This is a genomic window from Bacillus cereus group sp. BfR-BA-01350 (assembly GCF_022663775.1).
Taxonomy (GTDB): domain Bacteria; phylum Bacillota; class Bacilli; order Bacillales; family Bacillaceae_G; genus Bacillus_A; species Bacillus_A paranthracis.
In genome coordinates this window covers 162897-185630 of the sequence record NZ_JAKUGD010000010.1, presented here as the reverse complement: position 1 = coordinate 185630, position 22734 = coordinate 162897, and the positions used below count along the sequence as shown (strand labels likewise).

Here is a 22734-nt window from a genome sequence, read left to right as displayed (position 1 = left end):
CAAAAAAAGAGCTATCTCTTTTCAAAGATAGCTCTAGCATACGAATTACTTTTCTACTATTATATTGTCTTTCTTTATAGATACATTTTTGGTGAATCCGCTAACGATAAACATCACAATCATATTCATTAACAGCGCGACTATACCTACATTTAAATCTTTTATATATTGAGGGAAACCCGGAAACATCGTAGCTATAGTTGAACCAGATAAAGTAATATACGCAACCACTAATAACCCAATCCCCATCCCGGCAATTGCTCCTTGCTTCGTAATAGTCTGACGTGGAAACAAACTACATACAAGTGCCGGGAAAAGTTGTGTCACTATACTATATCCCATTAAAAGAAGTGCTCCTATCGTTTCTCCACCTTTAAAAGTAAACAAAACAGCTACAAGCGTTACTACAGGAACAAATAATTTCGCTACTTTTGCCACTTGTCGATCCGAGGCAGATGGGACCATTGTTCGGTAAATATTTTTCGCTAATAATGTAGAAGCGGCCATGACAAGCATAGAACCTGGAACTAATGCCGTTAAAACTCCAGCACTACCAATAATCCCAATAAACCAAGGATCAAAAGTTTGAAGAGCCAGACGGAATAACGAAAGGTCTACATCCCCTCCCTTTAATCCAGGAACTTGCAAAATAGCTGCGAACCCTGCAAAGAACACGAAAAGTAAAACTAAAGAGTACAGTGGCATAATGGCCGCATTTTTACGAAATACTTTTTCATTTTTTGCAGAGAAAGCAGAGGCAAATGTATGGGGCCACATATAGAAACCGAGAGCTGTTAATATAATAGTAGAAACAAACCAAGAAATGCTCATTCCTTCATCAGGTAAAGATAAAAATCCTGGTTTTGCTGCTTCTACAGCTTCAAACATCGGCTGAAATCCTCCGTAATAATGGTACGGTAAATATATACCTAAAAACATAACGATAAACAGGATCATAATATCCTTCAAAGCGGCCGTCCAAGCAGAGCCGTGTATACCTGAAACCATTACATATATCGTTATAACAATTGCGCCAATCCACACTGCGATAACTGGTGATACCCTTCCGTAAGACGCTTCCGAAACGATAATTCCTAATCCTTTTAACTGTAAAACAAGGTATGGGATAATCGAAATAACCCCAATGATAGAAACGATAAGGCCAAGTGCCTGACTCTTATATTTCTTCACAAAAAAATCTGGCTGTGAAACTAGATTATGCTCTTTTGCATACTTCCAAACTGGTGGTAATAAAAAATAAGATAAAATATAAGCTAACGCACCATAACCTAAAATATAAAAAGTAGGTGCTCCTTTACTATATGCCCATCCACTTCCACCTAAAAATGTGAATGTCGTATAAATTTCACCTGCCATAAGAAGAAAAACAAAAATAGTACCAAAGCCTCTTCCTCCAACTGACCATTGCTCTAAATTCATATCTTTTCCATGTTGCGCCCGAATTCCCAAAAATAGTGCGAGAAACAAAAATAAAATAATGATAAGTAATGCGGTCATTTTACATCCCCCTTATTAGCAGGATCAAATACGTATACAATCCCCATACAAAGAGATGTAATAAGCACTGATAATAATATCCAAAATAATAAAAATGGCATCCCTAATATGTAAGGAGTAACTGAATTAGCAAATACGGGGCCAACAACTAAACAAAAAACTGGAATAAGCGCTAATACGTGTATTTTCTTCATCTCATTCTCCTTTACTTATGAAATTCATAATCGATGATACAAAGACTTGCACGCCAATTGGTAATGCATCTTCATCAATCGTAAAACGAGGGTGATGGTGAGGATATATAATTCCTTTCTCTTTATTTCCTGCTCCGATAAAAAAGAATGTCCCTGGTGCTGTTTGTAAAAACGCTGAAAAATCTTCTCCAGCCATCGTCGGCTGTAAACGAGTAACTCGTTCCCTTCCATAAAGCTGTAATGCTGTTTGCTCAATAATCTCTGTCACTTCATAATCATTTACTACTGGACGATATCCATATTCATAAGAAAAAGTATATTTCGCTCCATAAGCTTCCGTCACATGCTTTACAATCTGTTCAATCCTTTTCTCTGTTTCTTCTCGCAACTCATGTCTTAAACTCCGCACTGTCCCTTCAATCTCCGCTTGTTCTGGAATCACATTATGAGTTGTCCCAGCGTGAAATTGCGTAACAGATACTACAAGAGAATCTAACGGATTCGTGAGACGAGATACAATTTGCTGAAGTTGTGAAACGACTTGTGTGCCGATGGCAATACTATCAACCGTTTCATGAGGGATTCCAGCATGTCCACCTTTTCCTTCTATTATAATTTTAAAAACATCTGGAGCAGCCATTGCGGGACCATAAATTACACCTACTTTCCCAACCTCTAATGACGCCCAAAGGTGGGCACCAATAATATAATCCACACCTTCCATTACACCTGCTGCGACCATTTCCTCTGCACCGCCTGGAAAGTTTTCTTCAGCATGTTGGAATAGAAAACGAATCTCCCCTTTAATCTTCTCTCTTGCTTCTACTAACTTATGTACGACTCCAAGTAATATCGCTATATGTCCATCATGGCCACATGCATGCATTACACCTGGATATGCAGAAATAAAATCAAACTCATTTTCTTCATGAATAGGGAGAGCATCCATGTCAGCACGAACCGCAATGGTTTTACCTGGCTGCTTACCAATTAATCTTGCCATTACACTATATTTCGTAGGTCTTGACACTTCTAAATGTGGAATTTTCCGAAGTATGTCGAACACAAACTGTGATGTTTTTTCTTCTTGAAAAGATAACTCTGGATACTTATGAAAATGCCTTCTCCACTCAATCAATTGATTTTTTGATACAACTAGTTCCTTCGCTACATCCATTTCTCTTCTCCCCTTCTTCACCAAGTTAAATGTTATTATAACGTGAATTGTTAACTTTTAAAAGAATCTTCTGAATTTTCTATTATAAATATTTAAAAATAAAAAGCCATCGAAATGATGACTTTTTCATTATTATAAAATAGTAATCGCTTGTTTCCCCATTTGCTCCCACGCTTTCTCAAACTCTGCTCGTGGAACAGCGAAACTCGGATTATTTTTTAGAGGATCATTTACATATACAAAGTTTTGATCGTATCCAACTACTACTACACTATGCTCAAAATATGTAATTTTCACTTCACCAGAACTTGTATTCCATGTTTCAAACCTACTTTCAGCTAGCGGCTTAAACGTCGTATTAATAATAACCCATACTGGAGAACCAGAACTAATTACCTTATATAAATCATTCACGTCTCTATCTGTTAGATTAATTACTTTTTCAGAAACATATTTTTCCGCTAAATTAAAGATTGGTTTATTGTATACACCATATCCTGGTTCAGCTTTCGTATAAATATTTCCAACAAATCCCTCATACGGATTTCCACGCAAACCATTTTGTTCAAATGGAACTCGATGAATTTCACTAGCAAGTTGCATCTTATCTACTTGCACACCTTTATATTGTAGCAACATAGCTAAGCTTGTCACTTCACATCCACGAGGTAATTCTGGTAACTGCTTTATAAACGGAACATTTTCAATCATAGCCGCTTCTTTCATTTCAGATAGAAAATCTAAGCGTAGCACTTGTGCCTTTTGTATAATCTTATCTTTCCCTATAAAAAACGCTGCAGCAAATATAATTCCAAAAACAAAAAGATATTTTAACTTTTTCATTTTAAACAAAACTCCATTAATTATTATTTTACAGACATACCTCTTACCATTGTACCTTTCTTCTTGCTAGTTTGCTAGAAAGATTCTGTGAATTATTGTTCATAACTACGTCGTTATAAAATTCTAATTATTTTTAATAAAAAGAAAAAACAATATACTTTTTAGCAACATTTTGCTAAAATCAAAATTATTAACATGGTGAAGATGTCACCTTGTTAACAAAACCATTCTTAGAGTATTTAGTCATAGTTCGTTTTTTTACATACTCCATTCATTTCATAGCAAATAAACTGAGTATGTGTCACATCCCCCACTAATGATTAAAAACTCAGAATGAAAACCAGTTAATACATATAAGAAAATAACGGGGTGAGGGGCATATGAATCAACAAGTAGAACAAACAGATTTAAAACGTACAATGAAAAGTAGACACCTATTTATGATTGCACTTGGTGGTGTTATCGGAACTGGCCTATTTATGGGATCTGGTCAAATCGTCCATAACGCCGGCCCTGGTGGTGCTATTCTTGCATTTTTAGTCGGTGGATTTGTTATGTATTTAACGATGTTATGTCTTGGTGAATTATCCGTAGCTATGCCAGAAGCAGGTTCATTCCAAAGCTATGCAAGCAAATTTATTTCACCTGGTTTTGGTTTTGTTATCGGTTGGATGTATTGGTTAAATTGGGCTGTTACAGTTGGAGTAGAGTTAACAACTGTAAGTATTTTAATGAAACGATGGTTTCCAGACGTTTCTTCGTGGATTTGGTGTGTTACATTTGCGGCAGCACTCTTTCTTGTAAACGCTTTATCAGCAAAAGCATATGCAGAAGCAGAATTTTGGTTCGCAAGTGTAAAAGTCGCAACTATTGTTGTTTTCATCGTACTCGGTGGTGCAGTTATGTTCGGTTTACTCGACTTTAACGGAAAACCAGCTCCAATGCTTCACAATTTCACTGAGAATGGCGGCCTATTTCCAAATGGTGCATTAGCTGTTCTTCTTACGATGATTACAGTAAATTACTCCTTCCAAGGAACAGAATTAATCGGAATTGCTTCAGGAGAAAGTGAAAATCCTGAAAAAACAATTCCTAAAGCAATCAAAAATACCATTTGGCGCACACTATTCTTCTTCGTCCTAGCAATATCAGTTGTTGTAGGTTTACTCCCGTGGCAAGAAGCTAATCTAGTCGAAAGTCCATTTGTACTTGTATTTGATGTAGCTGGTGTTCCATATGCAGCAGACATTATGAACTTTGTTATTATTACAGCTGTATTATCCGTAGCCAATTCTGGTCTATACGCAAATTCGCGTATGCTTTGGGCGATGGCAAAACAAGGAATGGCAAGTCCAGCATTTACGAAATTAACTAAAAAAGGTGTACCACTAAACGCATTGATTTTCAGTCTAATCTTTGCAAGTCTATCCCTATTAACAAGTGTATTTGCAGCAGATACTGTCTTTTTAGTTTTAACATCTATCGCAGCAATGGCTGCTGTTGTCGTTTGGATGTCAATTGCGGCTTCACAGTTTTTCTTCCGTAGAAACTTCGTGAAAAACGGTGGTGACATAAATGATTTAAAATATCGCACACCACTTTATCCGCTCGTTCCAATCGTAGCGTTCTCACTCAATTTTATTACATTTGTTAGTTTAGCTTTCATTCCAGATCAGAGAATCGCTCTTTATTGCGGCATTCCATTTATGGTCATTTGTTACATTTTATATCAAGTGAAATATAAAAAAATTGTCACATTTGAACAACAACAGACTATTTCACAAGAAATAAACTAAATATACGAAATATTCAGCTATCTTTCTTATGATAAGATAGCTTTTTTCTATTTCTTGGGTATCCTGGTATAACTTTATTTATCTTAAAATTTTCACAATCGCATTTTTCTCTGGAAAATAGTTTACAATGTAATCAAGTTACAAATGATATTCACCTTAAAAAGTGTGCATTTGTGTCTATTTTTTAACAATATCTCAAAAACTATTGCCTTCTATAAATTAATAGGTTTATATTGTTTTATTGGCATAGTTTCAATCCAAGGAGAAAGGAGATTTTCAATCGTGCAACTAAAGAAAGCGTTTTGGAAGTTGGCTTCGCTTCTTCCGTTATCATTACTTCTGTTCCTCGGTGGCTGTGATAAAAAACTCGCAGTATTAAATCCGCAAGGACCTGTTGCAAAAGCACAGTATGATTTAATTGTTTGGTCATTCTTGCTTATGTCATTAATTATCGCAATTGTATTCATCTTGTTTACAGTCATCTTGATTCGTTATCGTGAAAAACCAGAGAATATGGACTATGAGCCACCTGAACAACACGGTAACACATTATTAGAAATCATTTGGACGCTTGTTCCTGTTATTATCGTTATCGCATTATCGATTCCAACAGTAAAAGCAACTTATGCTTCGGAAGAGGTTCCGAAAGAGTCCAAACATATTAAACCAGTGGAGATTTATGTTACATCTGCAAACTGGAAATGGTTATTCAGTTACCCAGAGGAAAAAATTGAAACCGTTAACTATTTAAACATCCCAGCTGGTGTACCAATTCAATTCAAACTGACTTCTGTCGGCCCAATGAATGCTTTCTGGGTACCAGAACTTGGTGGTATGAAGTACACAATGGATGGCATGATTATGGACCTTTATTTACAAGCTGATAAACCAGGTTCTTACCTAGGTCGTAGCGCGAACTTCTCTGGTGAAGGATTTACTCACATGGAGTTCGAAGTTGAAGCGAAAACTAAAGAGAAATATGACAAGTGGGTTAAAGAAGTACAACAAACTGCTCCTAAACTAACAGAAGATAAGTACAACGAAATTGTTAAACCTGGTGTAGTTGGTCGTATGACATTCTCTAGCCATCACTTAAGTTATGTAGATCCAAAATCACTTGAATATTGTGATTACAACTACTACAAAAACAAAAAATAATAGCTATAATTCCAACAGATTGGAGTGAACACAGTGAAGCTTGATGAATTCTTTGTCACAGGTGACCCGATTATTTACGGTGCAGACGCTTCTATCGTTCTTGTGACATTAGCAATCATTTTCGTACTAACTAAGTATAAAAAATGGAAATGGCTTTGGGACGAATGGTTAACAACTGTTGACCATAAAAAGATTGGGGCCATGTATATTATCTCTGCGGTTATTATGTTATTCCGTGGTGGTATGGACGGTTTAATGATCCGTGCACAGTTAACATTCCCTGAAACAACTTATTTAAACGCTGAACACTATAACGGAATCTTCACAACACATGGTACAGTTATGATTCTTTTCATGGCGATGCCATTCGTTATGGGATTAATGAACCTTGTAGTACCATTACAAATTGGTGCTCGTGACGTTGCATATCCGTTCTTAAATGCTTTAAGTTTCTGGTTATTCTTTGTCGGAGCAATGTTATTCAACATCGCTTTCGTAATCGGTGGTTCTCCAGACGCTGGGTGGACTTCTTACTTCCCAATGGCAGGTACAGAGTTTACTTCTGGTGTAGGAAATAACTACTACGCAATTGCATTACAGATTTCAGGTCTCGGTACGTTAATGACAGGTATTAACTTCCTTGTTACTATCTTAAAAATGCGTACACCTGGTATGACTTTAATGAGAATGCCAATGTTTACTTGGTCAATCTTAATTACAACGATTATCATTATTTTCGCGTTCCCAGTATTAACAGTTGCTCTTGCATTAATGACATTTGACCGTCTATTCGATGCTCACTTCTTTACGATGGCGAGCGGCGGTATGCCAATGTTATGGGCCAACCTATTCTGGGTATGGGGTCACCCTGAAGTATATATCGTTATTTTACCGGCATTCGGTATTTTCTCTGAAATCATTAGTACATTCTCACGTAAACGTCTATTCGGTTACAGTGCGATGGTATACTCAATGGTTGCAATTTCTTTACTAAGTTTCGTCGTATGGCTTCACCACTTCTTCACGATGGGTGCAGGTCCAGCGGTTAACTCATTCTTCTCGATTTCGACAATGGCGATTTCGATTCCAACCGGGGTTAAGATCTTTAACTGGTTGTTTACACTGTATAAAGGACGTATTCGTTTTACAGTTCCAATGCTTTGGTCATTGGCATTTATTCCAAACTTCGTAGTCGGTGGGGTTACAGGGGTTATGCTTGGTATGGCAGCAGCTGATTATCAGTATCATAACAGCTACTTCCTAATCGCTCACTTCCACTACGTATTAATCGCAGGTACAGTATTCGCTATGCTTGCTGGATTCACATTCTGGTATCCAAAAATGACTGGTCATATGTTAAATGAACGCCTAGGTAAATGGACATTCTGGATCTTTATGAGCGGATTCAACATCTGTTTCTTCCCAATGTACTTCTTAGGTTTAGACGGTATGACTCGTCGTATGTACACTTACTCTGAAAGTCTTGGATGGGGATGGCTAAACCAAATCGCATCTGTTGGTGCGGTAATGATGGGTATCGGCTTCCTACTTCTTTGCTACAACGTAATTTGGAGTGCTCGTCACGGTGAACGTGACACAACTGGAGATCCATGGGACGGCCGTACACTTGAATGGGCAACTCAATCTCCTGTACAACATTACAACTTCGCGAAACTTCCTGAAATCAAAGAAGCTGATGCTTTCTGGTACATGAAAAAACGCGGAGAAACAGTTACACCAGCAGCAGAAGACATCAAACCAATTCACATGCCAAGTAACTCTGGTGTGCCTATTATTGCGTCTGGATTCTTCGGTCTTGCAGGTTTCGCATTAGTATTTAGCTGGTTCTGGCTTGCAGCAATCGGCGGCATTGGTATTTTAGCTTGCTTAATCTATCGTTCATTCGATTACGATGAAGGTTACTATATTAGTGTTGATGAAATTAAAAAATCAGAACATGTAGCATGAGAGGTGAAATGATATGGCGGCTTTAGATAAAAGCTTACCTTTGGAATATCAATCCGAACAAAGCAGATTGAATATCCTAGGATTCTGGATTTTTCTTGGGGCTGAAATTATGCTGTTCGCAACACTTTTCGCCTCTTATCTAGTACTTGCTGGTCGTACGGCAGATGGCCCAACACCAGCACAACTGTTTGAACTTAAAACGCTTTTAATTCAAACATTATTACTTTTAACAAGTAGTTTCACATGTGGTATCGTGATTCACGAAATGCGTAAGCACAACCAAAAAGCAATGCTTGGATGGTTCGTCCTTACATTACTTTTAGGTGCAGGCTTCCTATTCTTCGAGATTGAAGAGTTCATTATGTATATTGGTGAAGGCGCAACAATTCAAACAAGTGCTTTCCTATCTGGATTCTTCGTTCTTCTTGGAACACACGGAGCCCACGTAACAGGCGGTATCATTTGGGCAATTTGTGTTATTATCCAAATTTTAAAACGAGGTTTAACACCAGTTACAGCTCGTAAAGTATTCATTATCAGCTTATACTGGCATTTCCTTGATTTAGTTTGGGTCTTTATTTACACACTAGTTTACTTGAACGGGATGGTGGCGTAAATGGGTCAAAATAACAATCAAGCAAACGGGCATGCGCATAGCGGATTCCCTTGGTCACACGTTTTCGGATTTATTTTATCGCTTGCACTAACGTTTCTAGCGTTATACGTGGCACTTTATACAAACCTGCCACTATCAACGATCTTAACTACCATTATCATAATGGCTGTTGCGCAAGCGTTGTTACAATTAATTATGTTCATGCATTTAAAAGAAGGAGAAGGAAGAGTTCAAGTTCTTACTATGATTTACAGTTTCTTCGTTGCAACTGCAACAGTTGGTTTAACTGTATGGATCTTCTTCTCAATGTAATGTACATGAAAAAGACTGCTGAGATTCCTCAGCAGTCTTTTTTTATTCCCTCCCCTATTACATCCACATTACGGAATTAACAACAGAATCATGAAAAATATACTTATTATGACAAATGTTAAGAAAACTCTTTCTTTATGAAATCGAATCCATATGCGTTGCTTTTCTACCTATTATATGGCTAAATAAGTACTATATTTATTTGAAGGGAGAGAACGCAATGGAACATCACACTTCTGTTCTATCACTTATGGTTGTCGTTGCAATCGCGTTTTTCGTTCCCCTTTTGTTACAACGCTTTAAATTAAAAGCACTTCCTGTCGTCGTTGCAGAAATCATCGCAGGAATCTTTGTAGGTAAAAGTGGGTTTAATATTATTGAGCCAGATATGTGGCTTCAAGTCTTATCGACACTAGGATTTATCTTTCTTATGTTTTTAAGCGGTTTAGAAATTGATTTTTCTATCTTTAAACAAAAAGGGAAAAAGAATACGACAAACGAACCAAACACATTCCAAGCAGCAAGTGTTATCTTCTTATTTATTTTCATCTTATCTTATGCCCTATCATTACTATTCGTATGGTTAGGATTTGTAGATAATGCAATGTTTATGACTTTAATTATTTCAACAATTTCTTTAGGTGTTGTCGTACCAACATTAAAAGAAAATAACTTAGGAAAAACCGCAATCGGACAAATCATTTTATTAGTCGCTGTTATTGCCGATTTAGTCACAATGATTTTACTCGCTGTATTCGTCGGATTAAATTCTGAAAGCGGCCAAAGCATGTGGCTCCTTCTTCTTCTATTCGGCGCTGGTATTGTTATTTACTTCGTTGCAAAACGTTTTAAAAACATTCCATACTTAGATAGCTTAAAAGCTGGTAGTGTACAAATTGATACAAGAGCTGTTTTTGCACTCATCTTAATATTAGTTGGGTTATCTGAATCCGTTGGAGCCGAAAATATTTTAGGTGCCTTCTTAGCAGGTGTACTCGTATCATTATTATCACCAAATGAAGATATGGTTGAAAAACTGGATTCTATCGGATACGGTTTCTTCATTCCTATTTTCTTCGTAATGGTTGGTGTAAATTTAGAGGTCTGGTCTATTTTCAAAGAACCTTCTAGCATGCTCATGATCCCAATTTTAATTGTAGGACTCTTTATTTCAAAACTGATACCATCACTCGTCTTACGAAAATGGTATCCACGTAATATCGTACTAGGAAGTGCCATCTTATTAACATCGACACTTTCTTTAGTTATTGCAGCTGCACAAATTGGTGAAAAACTAGGAATCATTAGTCCAAGTTTATCTGCCTCCCTTATTTTAAGCGCAGTTATTACTTGTATTTTCGCACCTATATTCTTTAAAAAGATGTTCCCAAAAGTGGAAACACCAAAACCAAAAGTCTCAATTATTGGTGCGAGCAGAATTACCCTTCCGTTATCACTTGATTTAAAACGAGAAGATTATGACGTAACACTATATATGATGCGTCAAAATAAAATAAATGATGAGGAAGCGAAATCGCACGACTTCCCTATTGTGAAATTAGATGACATCACAATTGCATCATTAACTGAACAAACAGCATTTCATGCAGACCGCGTTGTTGTTGCAACAAGTGATGATGAACAAAACTTATTATTAGCAGAACATGCAAAAGAACTAGGTGTTGAACATGTTATTGCAAGTGTAGAAGATCCGCTTCTACAAGAAAAAGCAACACAAGAACATATCGCCGTATTCTCAACCATTAACTCTACACGTATTCTATTACGTGCATTAATTGATAAACCGAGTCTCGTTCGCTTAATTACAACAGCAAACGAAACAGTCCGTGAAGTTGAACTACGAAGCAATAAATATAACGGCGTTGCACTTCGTCGCCTTCCGTTTCTAGGTGATGTACTAGTCATTCAAATTTATCGTGGGAATAAAGCATTAATCCCGCATGGTGATACAAGACTACAACACGGTGACACATTACTTGTAACAGGCTCAAAGGAACATATCGATACACTAAAAAGCATATTAGAATAGAAAAATGCCCCTTACATAATTAAGGGGCATTTTTTTTCATTCCATATGGTAAAATGTTACTATCACATATTATGAGGATGGATTACATTATGTCTATTATAACTTTAGCTCTCTTATTATTAGCAGAAATACTCGTTGCCATTATTCTCATCGGTGTTAGTATTGAAATTTGTAGTTACGGATGGAAAAAATCAAATGGAATAAAATACTCTTGCCTCTTACTTTCACTCCTTCTCGGAACCGCTAGTATACTCGGACTTTTCGCCGCACCTGCCTATTTCTTTATACAATTAACAGAAAAAGCCTTATAAGAAAGGATGTTAATATGATTACCGTGAAAAATATTGATGGATCTGAAACTTACGTATTACGTCAAAAAATTTTGCGCCCAAGTCAAACATTAGCAGATTGTAAATACCCTTCTGACTATGAAACAGATACCTTTCACTTAGGCGCATTTATAAACGATCAACTTATTAGTATCGCTTCTTTCTCAAAGGAAATGCATCCCGACTTACAAGCAGGTATGCATTATCGTCTACGAGGAATGGCCACATTGCCTGAGTTTCGAAACAACCACGCTGGAAGCTCCTTAATTCAGAAAGCAGAACAAATCTTACAAGAGCGTCAAGCAGATATGCTATGGTGTAATGGCCGAATTACTGTAGCTGACTATTACAAGCGTTTAGGCTTCCAAGAACATGGTGAAATCTTTGAAATTGAACCAATTGGCCTTCATAAAGTACTGTATAAAAAAATATAAGAAAAGCTTTCCGCAATACGGGAAAGCTTTTCTTATATTTCAATCTACACTTTTTATCTTTTTCATATATATGTATATAAACAGACTAGGAATTAAAAAACAAGCAAACATAATAAGTCCTGTCATACTAATTTCCTTTATCGAAATATCTGGTGTGACAACGATACAAATAGCTAAAATCCCAATAACAATACTTACAGGAATTAATAATAGTTTCATGAAATAGCTACGTGATACTCCCCCTGTATGCTCATACACTTCCACTGAATTTTTCAGATTTAAAAAGTTAATAACTACAATCCCACCCATAAATACCATTAATAAATCCGAAACACTTTCATATCCTGCATCTTGCAAAACGTAGCGATAAAAAACAATACCTAGTATGACGATATTTTGTAAGATGAAAACGAGTCTAATATGTTTTAACCCCTCAATCATTAAGCTTTCATCTTTCACGATTCTCATCCCTTCACTCCTTTTCCTCCCAAAATAAATCATTCAAAGTTTTATCTACTGCATAACAAATTTTCAAACATAAATCTAAAGATGGGTTGTATTTCCCCTTCTCAATTAAACTAATCGTTTGCCTTGTAACGCCTACTTTTTCTGCTAATTGTTGCTGTGTTAAATCTAACTGAACACGCGCGACTTTTATTTTACTTACAGCCATTCATGTTCCCCCTCCATCCATATTGTAACATATATATTCCATTAAGTAATTTATATTTTGCGTGACTGATTATAGTTTCACTTTATTATACACAAAAAAGGAGCCCCTCATAAGAAGCCCCCTCTCCTATATTATAAGAATAAATGACATCCAAATAAAATTGTAAATAAGTAGAGTAACGGATGTACCTCCATCCCTTTCCCTTTCACAATTTTTAAGACTGGATACACTAAAAATCCAATTGCAATTCCATTCGCAATACTAGACGTTAACGGAATACCAACGAAAATTAAAAATGCTGGTAATGCATCTTCAAATTCATTCCAATTAATATCACGAATACTTTGTGCCATTAAACTACCTACAATAATTAATGAAGGAGCTGTAATAGCGGCTACACTTGATAAAGAAGCAATAACAGGGCTAAAGAATGCCGTTATAATCGTTAGGCCGACTACTACAATACCTGTTAATCCCGTTTTACCACCTGCAGCAATACCAGCTGAAGATTCAATCGTCGCTGCTGTTGGGCTTGTTCCAAAGATAGAGCCTGTAGTCCCACCAATTGCATCTGCAATAAATGCCTTACCAAAACGTTTCTCAGTATTATCCGTAATTAAACCCGCTTGTTTAATTAATCCAAGTAATGCACCTGTCGTATCAAATAAAAGTACAAGTAGAAATGAAAACACAACACCATATAAGCCGTACTCAATTACATCTGAAAAGGCATTGATTGGGTTTGAAACGATAATACCCTCTGGTAAATGAGGCATCGCAACAATTTTATCCGTGAACTTCAGTTGCCCTGTAAAGAAGGCGATAACTCCTGTCACAATCATACTAATAAATAATGCACCGCTCACACGCAATGCCATTAATACCGCCGCTAATATTAAACCAATTAGAGTTAAAATAACGGCTGGAGAATGAAAATCACCAATCGTAACTAAGTTAGATGGATGATCAACAATAATTCCAGATAGACGTAATCCAATAAAAGCAATAAATAACCCAATTCCACCTGCAATTGCATGTTTTAAACTGTCAGGAATTGCGACGATTAGCTTTTGCCTAAATGAAGTGAAAGATAATAAAAGAAAAATAATCCCTGTTACAAATACCGCTGAAAAGGCAATTACATATGTAATCCCTTCTGCTTTCTGTACAACAGAATACGCAAAGTATGCGTTCATCCCCATAGCTGGAGCAATAACAATTGGATAATTAGCAAAAATTGCCATACCAATTGTTCCAACAACAGTTGCAATAATTGTTGCTGTAAACGCTTGGTCAAATGGTACACCTGCATCAGATAATATTTTCGGATTGATGACAAGAATATACGCAAATGTAAAAAAAGTTGTGATGCCAGCTAAAAACTCTTGCTTCACAGAAGTGTTATATTTTTGTAATTGAAACATGCTTATGTACCCTTCCTACACCTGAATTATTATCACACATTCTCTTCTTACTAGTATGCGAGAAAATATAATACTTAATCTTAACAATCAATAAAAAGAAGAGTCAATATATTCTCTAATAGTTCGAATTTTAAGTTTAAGTCTGACAAGTCTAGATGTAGTACAGTTCATTATGATTATTTTTGTAGCATAACAGATAGAAATGTTTTATAATTTGAAATAGTTAAATATTTAGTAAACGCATTCAAACATCGTTCACTCTACAAGGGGGATTCTTCTTATGCAACACTCAAACAAATCTGGAACTTTAAACCGCGGTTTAAAAGAACGACATATTACTTTAATGTCACTCGGTTCAGCTATTGGCGTTGGACTATTTTTAGGATCTGCTTCTGCTATTAAACTAGCTGGGCCCTCTATTTTACTAGGATATATGATTGCTGGACTCGTTATTTTTTTCATTATGCGAGCGCTCGGAGAAATGGCAATTGAACAACCTGTTGCCGGCTCTTTTAGTAAATATGCATATGATTATCTCGGACCGCTAGCTGGTTATATTACAGGTTGGAACTACTGGTTCTTATGGGTTGTTACTTGCATGGCTGAAATTACAGCAGCTGGAATTTACATGCAGTACTGGTTCCCAGATATTCCGCGTTGGACTTGGGCATTACTCGCTCTATTATTAATGAGTGCTTTCAACTTCTTATCCGTAAAAGTATTTGGAGAACTTGAATTTTGGTTTGCTCTCATTAAAATTGTCACAATTATCTGTATGATAGTAGTTGGAGCTGGTATTATTTTATTCGGATTTGGAAACGGTGGTATCGCTACTGGCATTTCAAACCTTTGGTCACATGGTGGCTGGTTTCCAAATGGATTTTCTGGGTTACTACTCTCCATGCAAATGGTATTATTCGCTTATTTAGGCGTTGAATTAATCGGTGTTACAGCTGGTGAAGCTCAAAACCCGAAAAAAACACTCGCAAAAGCAATCGATAACGTATTTTGGAGAATATTACTGTTCTACGTTGGAGCTCTATTCGTTATGATGGCAATTTATCCATGGAACGAACTGGGTGAGAAAGGAAGTCCATTCGTATTAACATTTCAACAAATCGGTATTGCAAAAGCAGCAGGGATTATTAACTTTGTCGTATTAACAGCAGCCCTTTCATCTTGTAATGGTGGTTTATTTAGTACAGGCCGTATGCTGTATACATTGGCTCAGCAGAAGAAAGCACCTGAAAGATTCGGTCGTTTAAATAAAAATGGCATTCCAAGTCAAGGAATTGTAGCAACTGCGATCGTTTTACTCATTGGCGTTATATTAAACTATCTCGTACCTGCAAAAGTATTTACATGGCTCACTAGTATTTCCACTTTCGGCGCGATTTGGACTTGGGGAATCATATTAGTCGCTCAAATTAAATTCCGTAAAAGTTTGCCAACGCAAAACAGACAAAAGTTATCGTATAAAATGCCCTTATACCCATTAAGTTCATATTTCTCACTTGCTTTCCTTGTACTAGTATTAGGTATAATGGCGTATTCAGAAGATACACGAATCGCATTAATCGTCGGTCCTATTTGGCTTATCGGCTTAGCTATCGTGTACTACATGAAAGGGTTTCATAAGATTGATGAAACACCTAATTCAAAAATTAGTTAAACAAAACATCCCTTCCTTATTACTTGGAAGGGATGTTTTTATATCTATATAAATATTTCTCAACAAAATTCACGGTATTTTTACAAATTTTTAATATTTTTTATGTTTTCCGTCTTTATTTTTACAGAAAAATAAATTACATTATTAAAGCACATATATTTATTATTAGGGGGATTCTTCTATGAAGAATAAAAAATGGATTACATTTTCTTTAGCAACAGCAATTACACTAAGTATAGGGGCTTCGTTCATACCATCTACTTATGCCGAAAGCTCTGTAGACCCAGCTCCTGAAATTGCTGCAAAAGTTGTAAATCAAAACAATGGGAAGAAAGTATTATTCGATAATACACACGGTCAAACGGCTGGGACAGCTGACTGGGTTATTGATGGTGGCTTTTCTGATTTCGGAAATGGTATCGCTCAAAACGGCTATCATGTAAAAGAACTACGTAAATCAACACCAATTACATACGAAGATTTAAAAGACTACAATGTGTTTATCGTTCCAGAGGCAAATATTCCTTACAAAAAATCTGAGCAAGATGCTATGTTACAATACGTGAAAAATGGCGGTAGTATTTTCTTCATTGCCGATCATTATAATGCAGATCGTAATAAAAATCGCTGGGACTCTTCTGAAGTATTTAACGGATATAGACGCGGTGCTTGGGATAATCCAGCAAAAGGAATGTCTAACGAAGAAGCCAATTCACAAGCTATGCAAGGAGTAGAAAGCTCTGATTGGCTATCTGACAACTTCGGTATTCGCTTCCGCTATAATGCAATTGGCGATGTTGCAGCTAAAAATATTGTGTCGCCTGAACAATCATTCGGAATTACAGAAGGGGTTTCATCTGTAGCAATGCATGCTGGTTCTACTTTAGCAATTACAAATCCAAAACTAGCAAAAGGACTTGTTTATCTTCCAGAAAACCCGTCAAAATGGAATAACGCTGTTGATAGCGGTGTTTATAACGGCGGTGGTGTTGCAGAAGGTCCTTATGCTGCTATCGCAAAAGTCGGACTTGGAAAAGCTGCCTTTATCGGTGATTCTTCTCCTGTTGAAGATGCTACGCCAAAATACGTTCGTGAAGATTCTGGTCAAACAAAGAAAACTTACGATGGATATAAAGAAGAAAACGATGCTATTTTACTAGAAAACATCGTAAATTGGCTATCGAATAAAGAAACATTTACAAGTTTAGACCAAGTAAATGGTTTACAACTTGATTTACCTACCACTTTACAAACATTTGAACAACCAAGCTTATCAACTGAGCCACAACCTGAACCTTGGAGTGCGCCAAATGCAGGTTATCAATGGTTTAATACAAATACTTTTAAACCTGGTTCATATGGCTATAACGGTGCAGTAACAGCAAATGACTACGTAGTTACACACCCTAGCACTCTACCAAACAATGAAGTGTTCCAAATCAAAATTCAAGTAAATAACTTATTACCAAACACAACATACGATAATTATTCTTTAGGTATCTTCACTACTGGCGGTACACAAGTAGCAAAAGTTCAAAATACAAATGGTACTTGGCCATCTACTTTCGGATATAGCAGTGCTTTTTCTTTCACAACAAACAGCTTAGGTTCTGCTGAAAAAATTGTGAACGTACAAATCAATCCAAATACAACTGGACAAGCAACACTTCGTCTACGCCAAAATACGACAGCGAAATATAGTGAGACTGTAACGATTAATAAGAAATAATGAAAAAGGCAATCCGGATATGGATTGCCTTCTTTTCACTTCTCTTCTTTTGAGAAAAACATTCTTGAAATAACGATACCTATACTACCTACGATTAAGAATAAAACTGCCCTAATCATCATCGATACTTCTGGTAAGTCTAGAAGAAATAGCTTCCCTATCGTTACGACTAACACGACTAATCCAGCATACAATATTTCATTCATATTTTTATTTCGTCCAAACCACACTGCAAATAACGCATATACCATCCATAATAATGATACAGATACGCTTATTATACTTCCATCTGTGGACAAAACTTCACCGATTCTAGTAATTGTAATAAATACAATCACCATAAACCAATAGAGTACTATAGAATACACATACTTGCCAAAGCTCGCTAATACTTCTTTCGCTTGTCTCATGCAATAATAGAGCGTGCCAATTAAAATAAGATGAGCAACAAAGCCTGCCGAAATAAATTGATCAAACGGGCTAAAAATCGTCTGTATCATTCCAATTGCGTAAACCGTCGCACTAACATACAATTTTATCTGTTGTTTTACTTTAATAGAAGTCACCATACCGAGGAAGCCTTGTAATAATAGTACAATCGCTGCATTCACTAAACTATACTCATATAAAATCGCTAAACTAAAGGCCCCCATTGCGAAACCAAATAAAAGATTGGTAAATGTAGAATGTCTATTCTTCCTATATTCAAACACGAACATAATAGCGTGCACGAGTGCACTTATCATTAATCCCCATGTTGTAAATTCGTGTATTTTTGAAATGGCTAATATAAAGAAGACTGCATTCGCACTAAATATCGCCAAGCGTGGCTCTACTATAAAACTTCTCTCCGTAAACATATGCCAAAATAATAGTAAGTGAATTAAACCATAAACTACTGTTAACTGGACTTGCAAATCCTCTACTAACATTGACATAACAGCAAAGAAGACAAAAAGAACAATAGCAGCAACAACATAAGAAATCATATATAAATACTGATAACGATTTTTCAACGCATACCATAATAAGCTGAGCGTTAGTATCGTCTCATATCCAAAGAAAATATACGGATTAGGAGTCGTACTATTTAATAAGAACGGCACGAAGAAAGCTCCTACCGCTACAAAGATAGTAAGATATTCCGATTGATACCTCTTCGCTATATAAATACCTAAAATGACCCATGCGATATTACATAGAAACGCGACACTCGCTGGAATAAATCCATATAAATAATGTGCCGCAAATGTCGTTAAAACTATACCTGTAATGCTTCCTCCTGCTAGTACTAACCCTAATGCTTGCCGCTCGCGTTTAATTTGAATATCCCCTATATAATAAAAACCGATTGATAGGACAATACCAAACACAATTCGTATTGCTGGTGTTAATAATCCCGCATCTACCCCTGCTTTAAATAACCAAATTACTCCAAGCAACATAATACCGACAAATATGCGCGGTAACCACGTTTGGCAAAACTTAATAATATTAAATGGTTCTCGTTTAAAAGCGGATATATCCACTTGTTTTACCTCACGTTCTTGAACAGGTTCTTTTATTGTAACTACTTCTTCTTTTTGTTTTTCTTCCGTCACCGTTTCAATATATTCTTTCTTTTCCTTACTAACATGTTGCTTAGCATTTTCTGCTTCTATTTCTCTTTGTTTTGCTTTCAATTCCAAAAGTGCTTCTTGAATCGTTTCAATTGCCGTTTCGAGTGCTTCTATTTTCTTATTCAAATCCTCTTTCATGAGCTCCCTCCTCATCATCCGTTCGAAACCTATATATTACCAATTACCTTTATCATACTCTTAGTCTATTCATTTTCAATACTATTTTTCCAAAAAAGAAAGGTGTTTTCCGAAATCGGAAAACACCTTTTACCTATTTATTCTTATTTATAACAATACTCACGATAACACCAATACAAGCACCTATAATAGCTGGAACAATCCATCCTACACCTTCTGTATAAAACGGAATGTACTTTAATACTGATGTCCATTGATTCAACATTACATTTTTATTGAAAATATCAACTGCACTAAACACCGCTACAATTCCAACAGTTACTGTATATACGTATGCATACTTTCCAATATACTTATGGAATAACCCTAAAATAATAAGCGTTAGTGCAACTGGATAAATAAATCCAAGAATTGGTACTGATACTTTTAAAATTTGTGTTAATCCTAAATTAGCTAAAATCATACTAACAAAACTTAAGATAAATGCCCACACTTTATACGCTACTTTTGGAAATGCACTTGCGAAAAATTGACTACACGATGTAACAAGTCCGATTGAAACACATAAACATGCGATTGTAAAAATAAGTCCTAATAAAACGACTCCGCCTTGTCCAAATAATGTAGTCATCACTTGTGCTAACACTTGCGCGCCATTATCAAATGTCCCCAATGAACCACTCATTGAACCGATATATCCAAGTATGACATAAATAATAGATAATAATAGTCCTGCACCAATTCCAGCAATACTCATATATTTCGCTAAACCTTTATCATCTTCAATACCTTTTGCACGAAGAGCATTTGCAATCACAATCCCAAAAATTAAAGCTGCTAATGCATCCATCGTTAAATATCCATCTAAAAACCCTTGGAACATAGGCGCTTGTCCATAATTTCCAGCAGCCTCTTTCACACTACCTATTGATGTAAACATGCTTTTTATAAAGATAAGAGCAATCATACCTAATAATAACGGTGTTAAAACTTTTCCGAACAACCCCATTAATTTAGACGGTGATAAACTTAACCAGTACACAATACTAAAGAAAATAACTGTGTAACATAATAAGACTACGCTACCCGCTTCTGGAAATAGTTGACCCGGTCCCATTTCAAAAGCTAGACTTCCTGCACGCGGAATACCAAGGCCTGGTCCAATAAATACATACACGATACACGGAAAAATAATGGCGAATGAAGAATGAACTCTACCCGCTAGCGTTTGAAAACTTCCTGCTTTTGCAATCGCAATAACTCCCAATATCGGAAGACCTGTTGCTGATATAATAAACCCTACTAATGAAATCCACACATGTTCTCCTGCTTCATACCCAAGGAAAGGTGGAAATATAAGATTCCCCGCTCCAAAGAACATCGAGAATAACATAAGACTAATAAGTAAAATTTCTTTTTTTTGTAACAATTTCATTTCTTTCTCCTTCTTTAATTTCATCTTTTATGAAATCAATTTCACATATAAAAAAGTGCAATAAACCGCTTCTTTACAAGGAAAACATAGTCCATAGTCTAACATAAAAGAAACACTCATTCTATAGCTATATCCCTTTTCCAATTTCTTCTGAAAAATCAACCTTTATTGACTTATAATAGTTAATAAAGTAAAATATTAAATGTACAAAATTATTAACTTTGTTTTTGTTTGTGTCAGGAGGAAAATAACATGGAATCAGCGATACAACTAGAAAGAGAACAACAAAGAAAAAAGAAACATCCTCCAGGTTTATACTTACTCTTCTTTACAGAAATGTGGGAAAGATTTAGTTACTATGGATTACGAGGATTATTAACATTATATTTAACGACAGCTTTAGTAAGCGGTGGTCTTGGGTTTAGTCCTGCATGGGCACTCTCCATTTACGGATTTTATACTGGAGCCTGTTATTTCACACCAATGATTGGTGGATACTTAACAGACCGTTTTCTAGGTAGACGAAAAGCGATCACAATTGGTGGTATAACAATGGCAATCGGTAACCTTACACTATTTGCCTTGCAAAACCAAGTCGGCCTATACCTCGGATTAGCGCTTATTATTATCGGTAATGGATTCTTCAAACCGAACATCTCTACACTGGTTGGGGAATTATACGAAGAGAACGATCCAAAACGTGATAGTGCATTTACCATCTTCTATATGGGTATTAACGTTGGGTCATTTTTAGCTCCACTCGTTTGCGGATTTTTATCAGAAAATTTATTCAAAACAACGGTTGATGGCGTTGTACATTACGGATTCCGTTACGGATTCTTAGCCGCTTCAATCGGAATGATCATTGGACAAATTTTATTTACAACACTATCCAACCGCTTCCTTGGTGATATCGGTAAAAAACCAACTCGCGATTTACAAACAACAGATGGACAACCATCAGTAGGAGATACACCTTTAACAAAAAAAGAAAAACAACGTACTGCAGTTATCGTCATTTTAACATGCTTCGTTGTCTTCTTCTGGGCTGGCTTTGAACAAGCTGGTAGTTCATTAACATTATATACAAACAAATTTGTAGACCGCTCTGTGTTCGGATGGGAAGTTCCAACATCTTGGTTCCAATCGGTCAATCCATTATTTATTATTTTACTTGCTCCAGTTATTTCGGCATTATGGGCAAAACTTGCAACTCGCAAGCGTGGAGATTTAAAAATCCCAACTAAAATGGGACTTGGTATGATCTTGCTCGGTATCGGTTATATCATTCTCGTTATTGCTACATTAAAAACAGGTAGTGATGAACATAACATTACAGAAAAAGCAAACTTACTATTTATCGTCTTTACGTATCTTTTCCATACGTTAGGTGAGCTATTCTTATCACCTGTTGGACTATCAATGGTTAGTGCGCTTGCCCCAGTAAAACTTGCTTCTTTATTAATGGGAGTATGGTTAGCAAGCTCAGGAATCGCTAACATTTTAGGTGGACAACTTGCAAGCTTCACAACTTCACTTGGATATGCTGAAGTATTTACAGTAATTGGCGCTGTAGCAATTGTATTAGGCTGTGTTTTATTACTAATTTCTAAGAAGTTAGTGAAATGGATGGATTAAAAAAGATGAGG

At 36.2% G+C, this 22734-nt stretch carries 20 protein-coding genes; 11 read left to right on the top strand and 9 right to left on the bottom strand.

Going from position 1 to position 22734, the window contains the following annotated elements; genetic code table 11:
* Positions 1-45: 45 nt before the first annotated feature.
* From MR147_RS20575 to MR147_RS20560, 4 genes are all read right to left on the bottom strand, one after another.
* Positions 46-1518 (bottom strand): sodium:solute symporter family protein, encoded by a 1473-nt coding sequence (locus tag MR147_RS20575; RefSeq protein ID WP_000125912.1) that lies wholly within the window; start codon positions 1516-1518, stop codon positions 46-48.
* On the bottom strand, positions 1515-1712 hold the full coding sequence (locus MR147_RS20570; protein WP_000719858.1) for a DUF3311 domain-containing protein: 198 nt from the start codon (positions 1710-1712) through the stop codon (positions 1515-1517). Before MR147_RS20570 ends, MR147_RS20575 begins: the two co-directional genes overlap by 4 nt.
* A gap of 1 nt (position 1713) precedes the next feature.
* On the bottom strand, positions 1714-2889 hold the full coding sequence (locus tag MR147_RS20565; RefSeq protein WP_074607322.1) for an amidohydrolase: 1176 nt from the start codon (positions 2887-2889) through the stop codon (positions 1714-1716).
* Positions 2890-3021: 132 nt separating this feature from the next.
* Entirely contained in the window at positions 3022-3732 is a 711-nt protein-coding gene (locus tag MR147_RS20560; RefSeq protein WP_074607324.1) for a C39 family peptidase, read from the bottom strand.
* Positions 3733-4112: 380 nt separating this feature from the next.
* Between MR147_RS20560 and MR147_RS20555 the strand changes: the two genes are divergently transcribed.
* From MR147_RS20555 to MR147_RS20520, 8 genes are all read left to right on the top strand, one after another.
* On the top strand, positions 4113-5528 hold the full coding sequence (locus MR147_RS20555; RefSeq protein WP_074607326.1) for an amino acid permease: 1416 nt from the start codon (positions 4113-4115) through the stop codon (positions 5526-5528).
* 282 nt (positions 5529-5810) lie between these two features.
* Positions 5811-6686 (top strand): cytochrome aa3 quinol oxidase subunit II, encoded by an 876-nt coding sequence (locus tag MR147_RS20550; RefSeq protein WP_001176167.1) that lies wholly within the window; start codon positions 5811-5813, stop codon positions 6684-6686.
* 33 nt (positions 6687-6719) lie between these two features.
* Positions 6720-8654: a cytochrome aa3 quinol oxidase subunit I gene (gene qoxB, locus MR147_RS20545; RefSeq protein WP_000762372.1), complete on the top strand. Its 1935-nt coding sequence runs from the start codon at positions 6720-6722 to the stop codon at positions 8652-8654.
* 13 nt (positions 8655-8667) lie between these two features.
* Complete coding sequence (qoxC, locus tag MR147_RS20540; RefSeq protein WP_000729317.1) at positions 8668-9270, top strand: cytochrome aa3 quinol oxidase subunit III; 603 nt, start codon at positions 8668-8670, stop codon at positions 9268-9270.
* The gene (gene qoxD, locus MR147_RS20535) at positions 9271-9582 is read left to right on the top strand and encodes a cytochrome aa3 quinol oxidase subunit IV (protein WP_000531380.1); all 312 of its coding nucleotides are present in this window, start codon (positions 9271-9273) and stop codon (positions 9580-9582) included. It abuts the gene before it with no gap.
* Positions 9583-9802: 220 nt separating this feature from the next.
* Complete coding sequence (locus MR147_RS20530; protein ID WP_242304661.1) at positions 9803-11632, top strand: monovalent cation:proton antiporter family protein; 1830 nt, start codon at positions 9803-9805, stop codon at positions 11630-11632.
* A 53-nt stretch (positions 11633-11685) separates the two neighbouring features.
* Entirely contained in the window at positions 11686-11943 is a 258-nt protein-coding gene (locus tag MR147_RS20525; protein WP_003296716.1) for a DUF4022 family protein, read from the top strand.
* Between the two features lie 14 nt (positions 11944-11957).
* On the top strand, positions 11958-12395 hold the full coding sequence (locus MR147_RS20520; RefSeq protein WP_074607329.1) for a GNAT family N-acetyltransferase: 438 nt from the start codon (positions 11958-11960) through the stop codon (positions 12393-12395).
* Between the two features lie 39 nt (positions 12396-12434).
* Here MR147_RS20520 and MR147_RS20515 read toward each other — a convergent pair whose 3' ends face one another.
* From MR147_RS20515 to MR147_RS20505, 3 genes are all read right to left on the bottom strand, one after another.
* On the bottom strand, positions 12435-12863 hold the full coding sequence (locus tag MR147_RS20515) for a hypothetical protein (RefSeq protein WP_242304660.1): 429 nt from the start codon (positions 12861-12863) through the stop codon (positions 12435-12437).
* A 4-nt stretch (positions 12864-12867) separates the two neighbouring features.
* Positions 12868-13068, bottom strand: a complete 201-nt coding sequence (locus tag MR147_RS20510) for a helix-turn-helix transcriptional regulator (RefSeq protein WP_000301182.1) — start codon at positions 13066-13068, stop codon at positions 12868-12870.
* Positions 13069-13199: 131 nt separating this feature from the next.
* A complete protein-coding gene (locus MR147_RS20505) occupies positions 13200-14492 on the bottom strand; it encodes an NCS2 family permease (protein WP_074607333.1) in 1293 nt (430 codons plus the stop codon).
* A gap of 280 nt (positions 14493-14772) precedes the next feature.
* Here MR147_RS20505 and MR147_RS20500 point away from each other — a divergent pair, with 280 nt between their 5' ends.
* Both MR147_RS20500 and MR147_RS20495 read left to right on the top strand, forming a co-directional pair.
* Complete coding sequence (locus MR147_RS20500; protein ID WP_001164821.1) at positions 14773-16164, top strand: amino acid permease; 1392 nt, start codon at positions 14773-14775, stop codon at positions 16162-16164.
* 181 nt (positions 16165-16345) lie between these two features.
* The gene (locus tag MR147_RS20495; RefSeq protein WP_074607334.1) at positions 16346-17893 is read left to right on the top strand and encodes a DNA-binding protein; all 1548 of its coding nucleotides are present in this window, start codon (positions 16346-16348) and stop codon (positions 17891-17893) included.
* Positions 17894-17928: 35 nt separating this feature from the next.
* On the opposite strand, the gene MR147_RS20490 is transcribed toward MR147_RS20495, so the two are convergent.
* Together MR147_RS20490 and brnQ1 are read right to left on the bottom strand one after the other, a co-directional pair.
* Complete coding sequence (locus tag MR147_RS20490; protein ID WP_074607336.1) at positions 17929-19650, bottom strand: DUF2339 domain-containing protein; 1722 nt, start codon at positions 19648-19650, stop codon at positions 17929-17931.
* 133 nt (positions 19651-19783) lie between these two features.
* A complete protein-coding gene (brnQ1, locus tag MR147_RS20485) occupies positions 19784-21085 on the bottom strand; it encodes a branched-chain amino acid transport system II carrier protein BrnQ1 (protein ID WP_074607343.1) in 1302 nt (433 codons plus the stop codon).
* 252 nt (positions 21086-21337) lie between these two features.
* On the opposite strand from brnQ1, the gene MR147_RS20480 reads away from it, so the two are divergent.
* Positions 21338-22723 (top strand): peptide MFS transporter, encoded by a 1386-nt coding sequence (locus MR147_RS20480; protein WP_000443147.1) that lies wholly within the window; start codon positions 21338-21340, stop codon positions 22721-22723.
* The last annotated feature ends 11 nt before the right edge of the window (positions 22724-22734 follow it).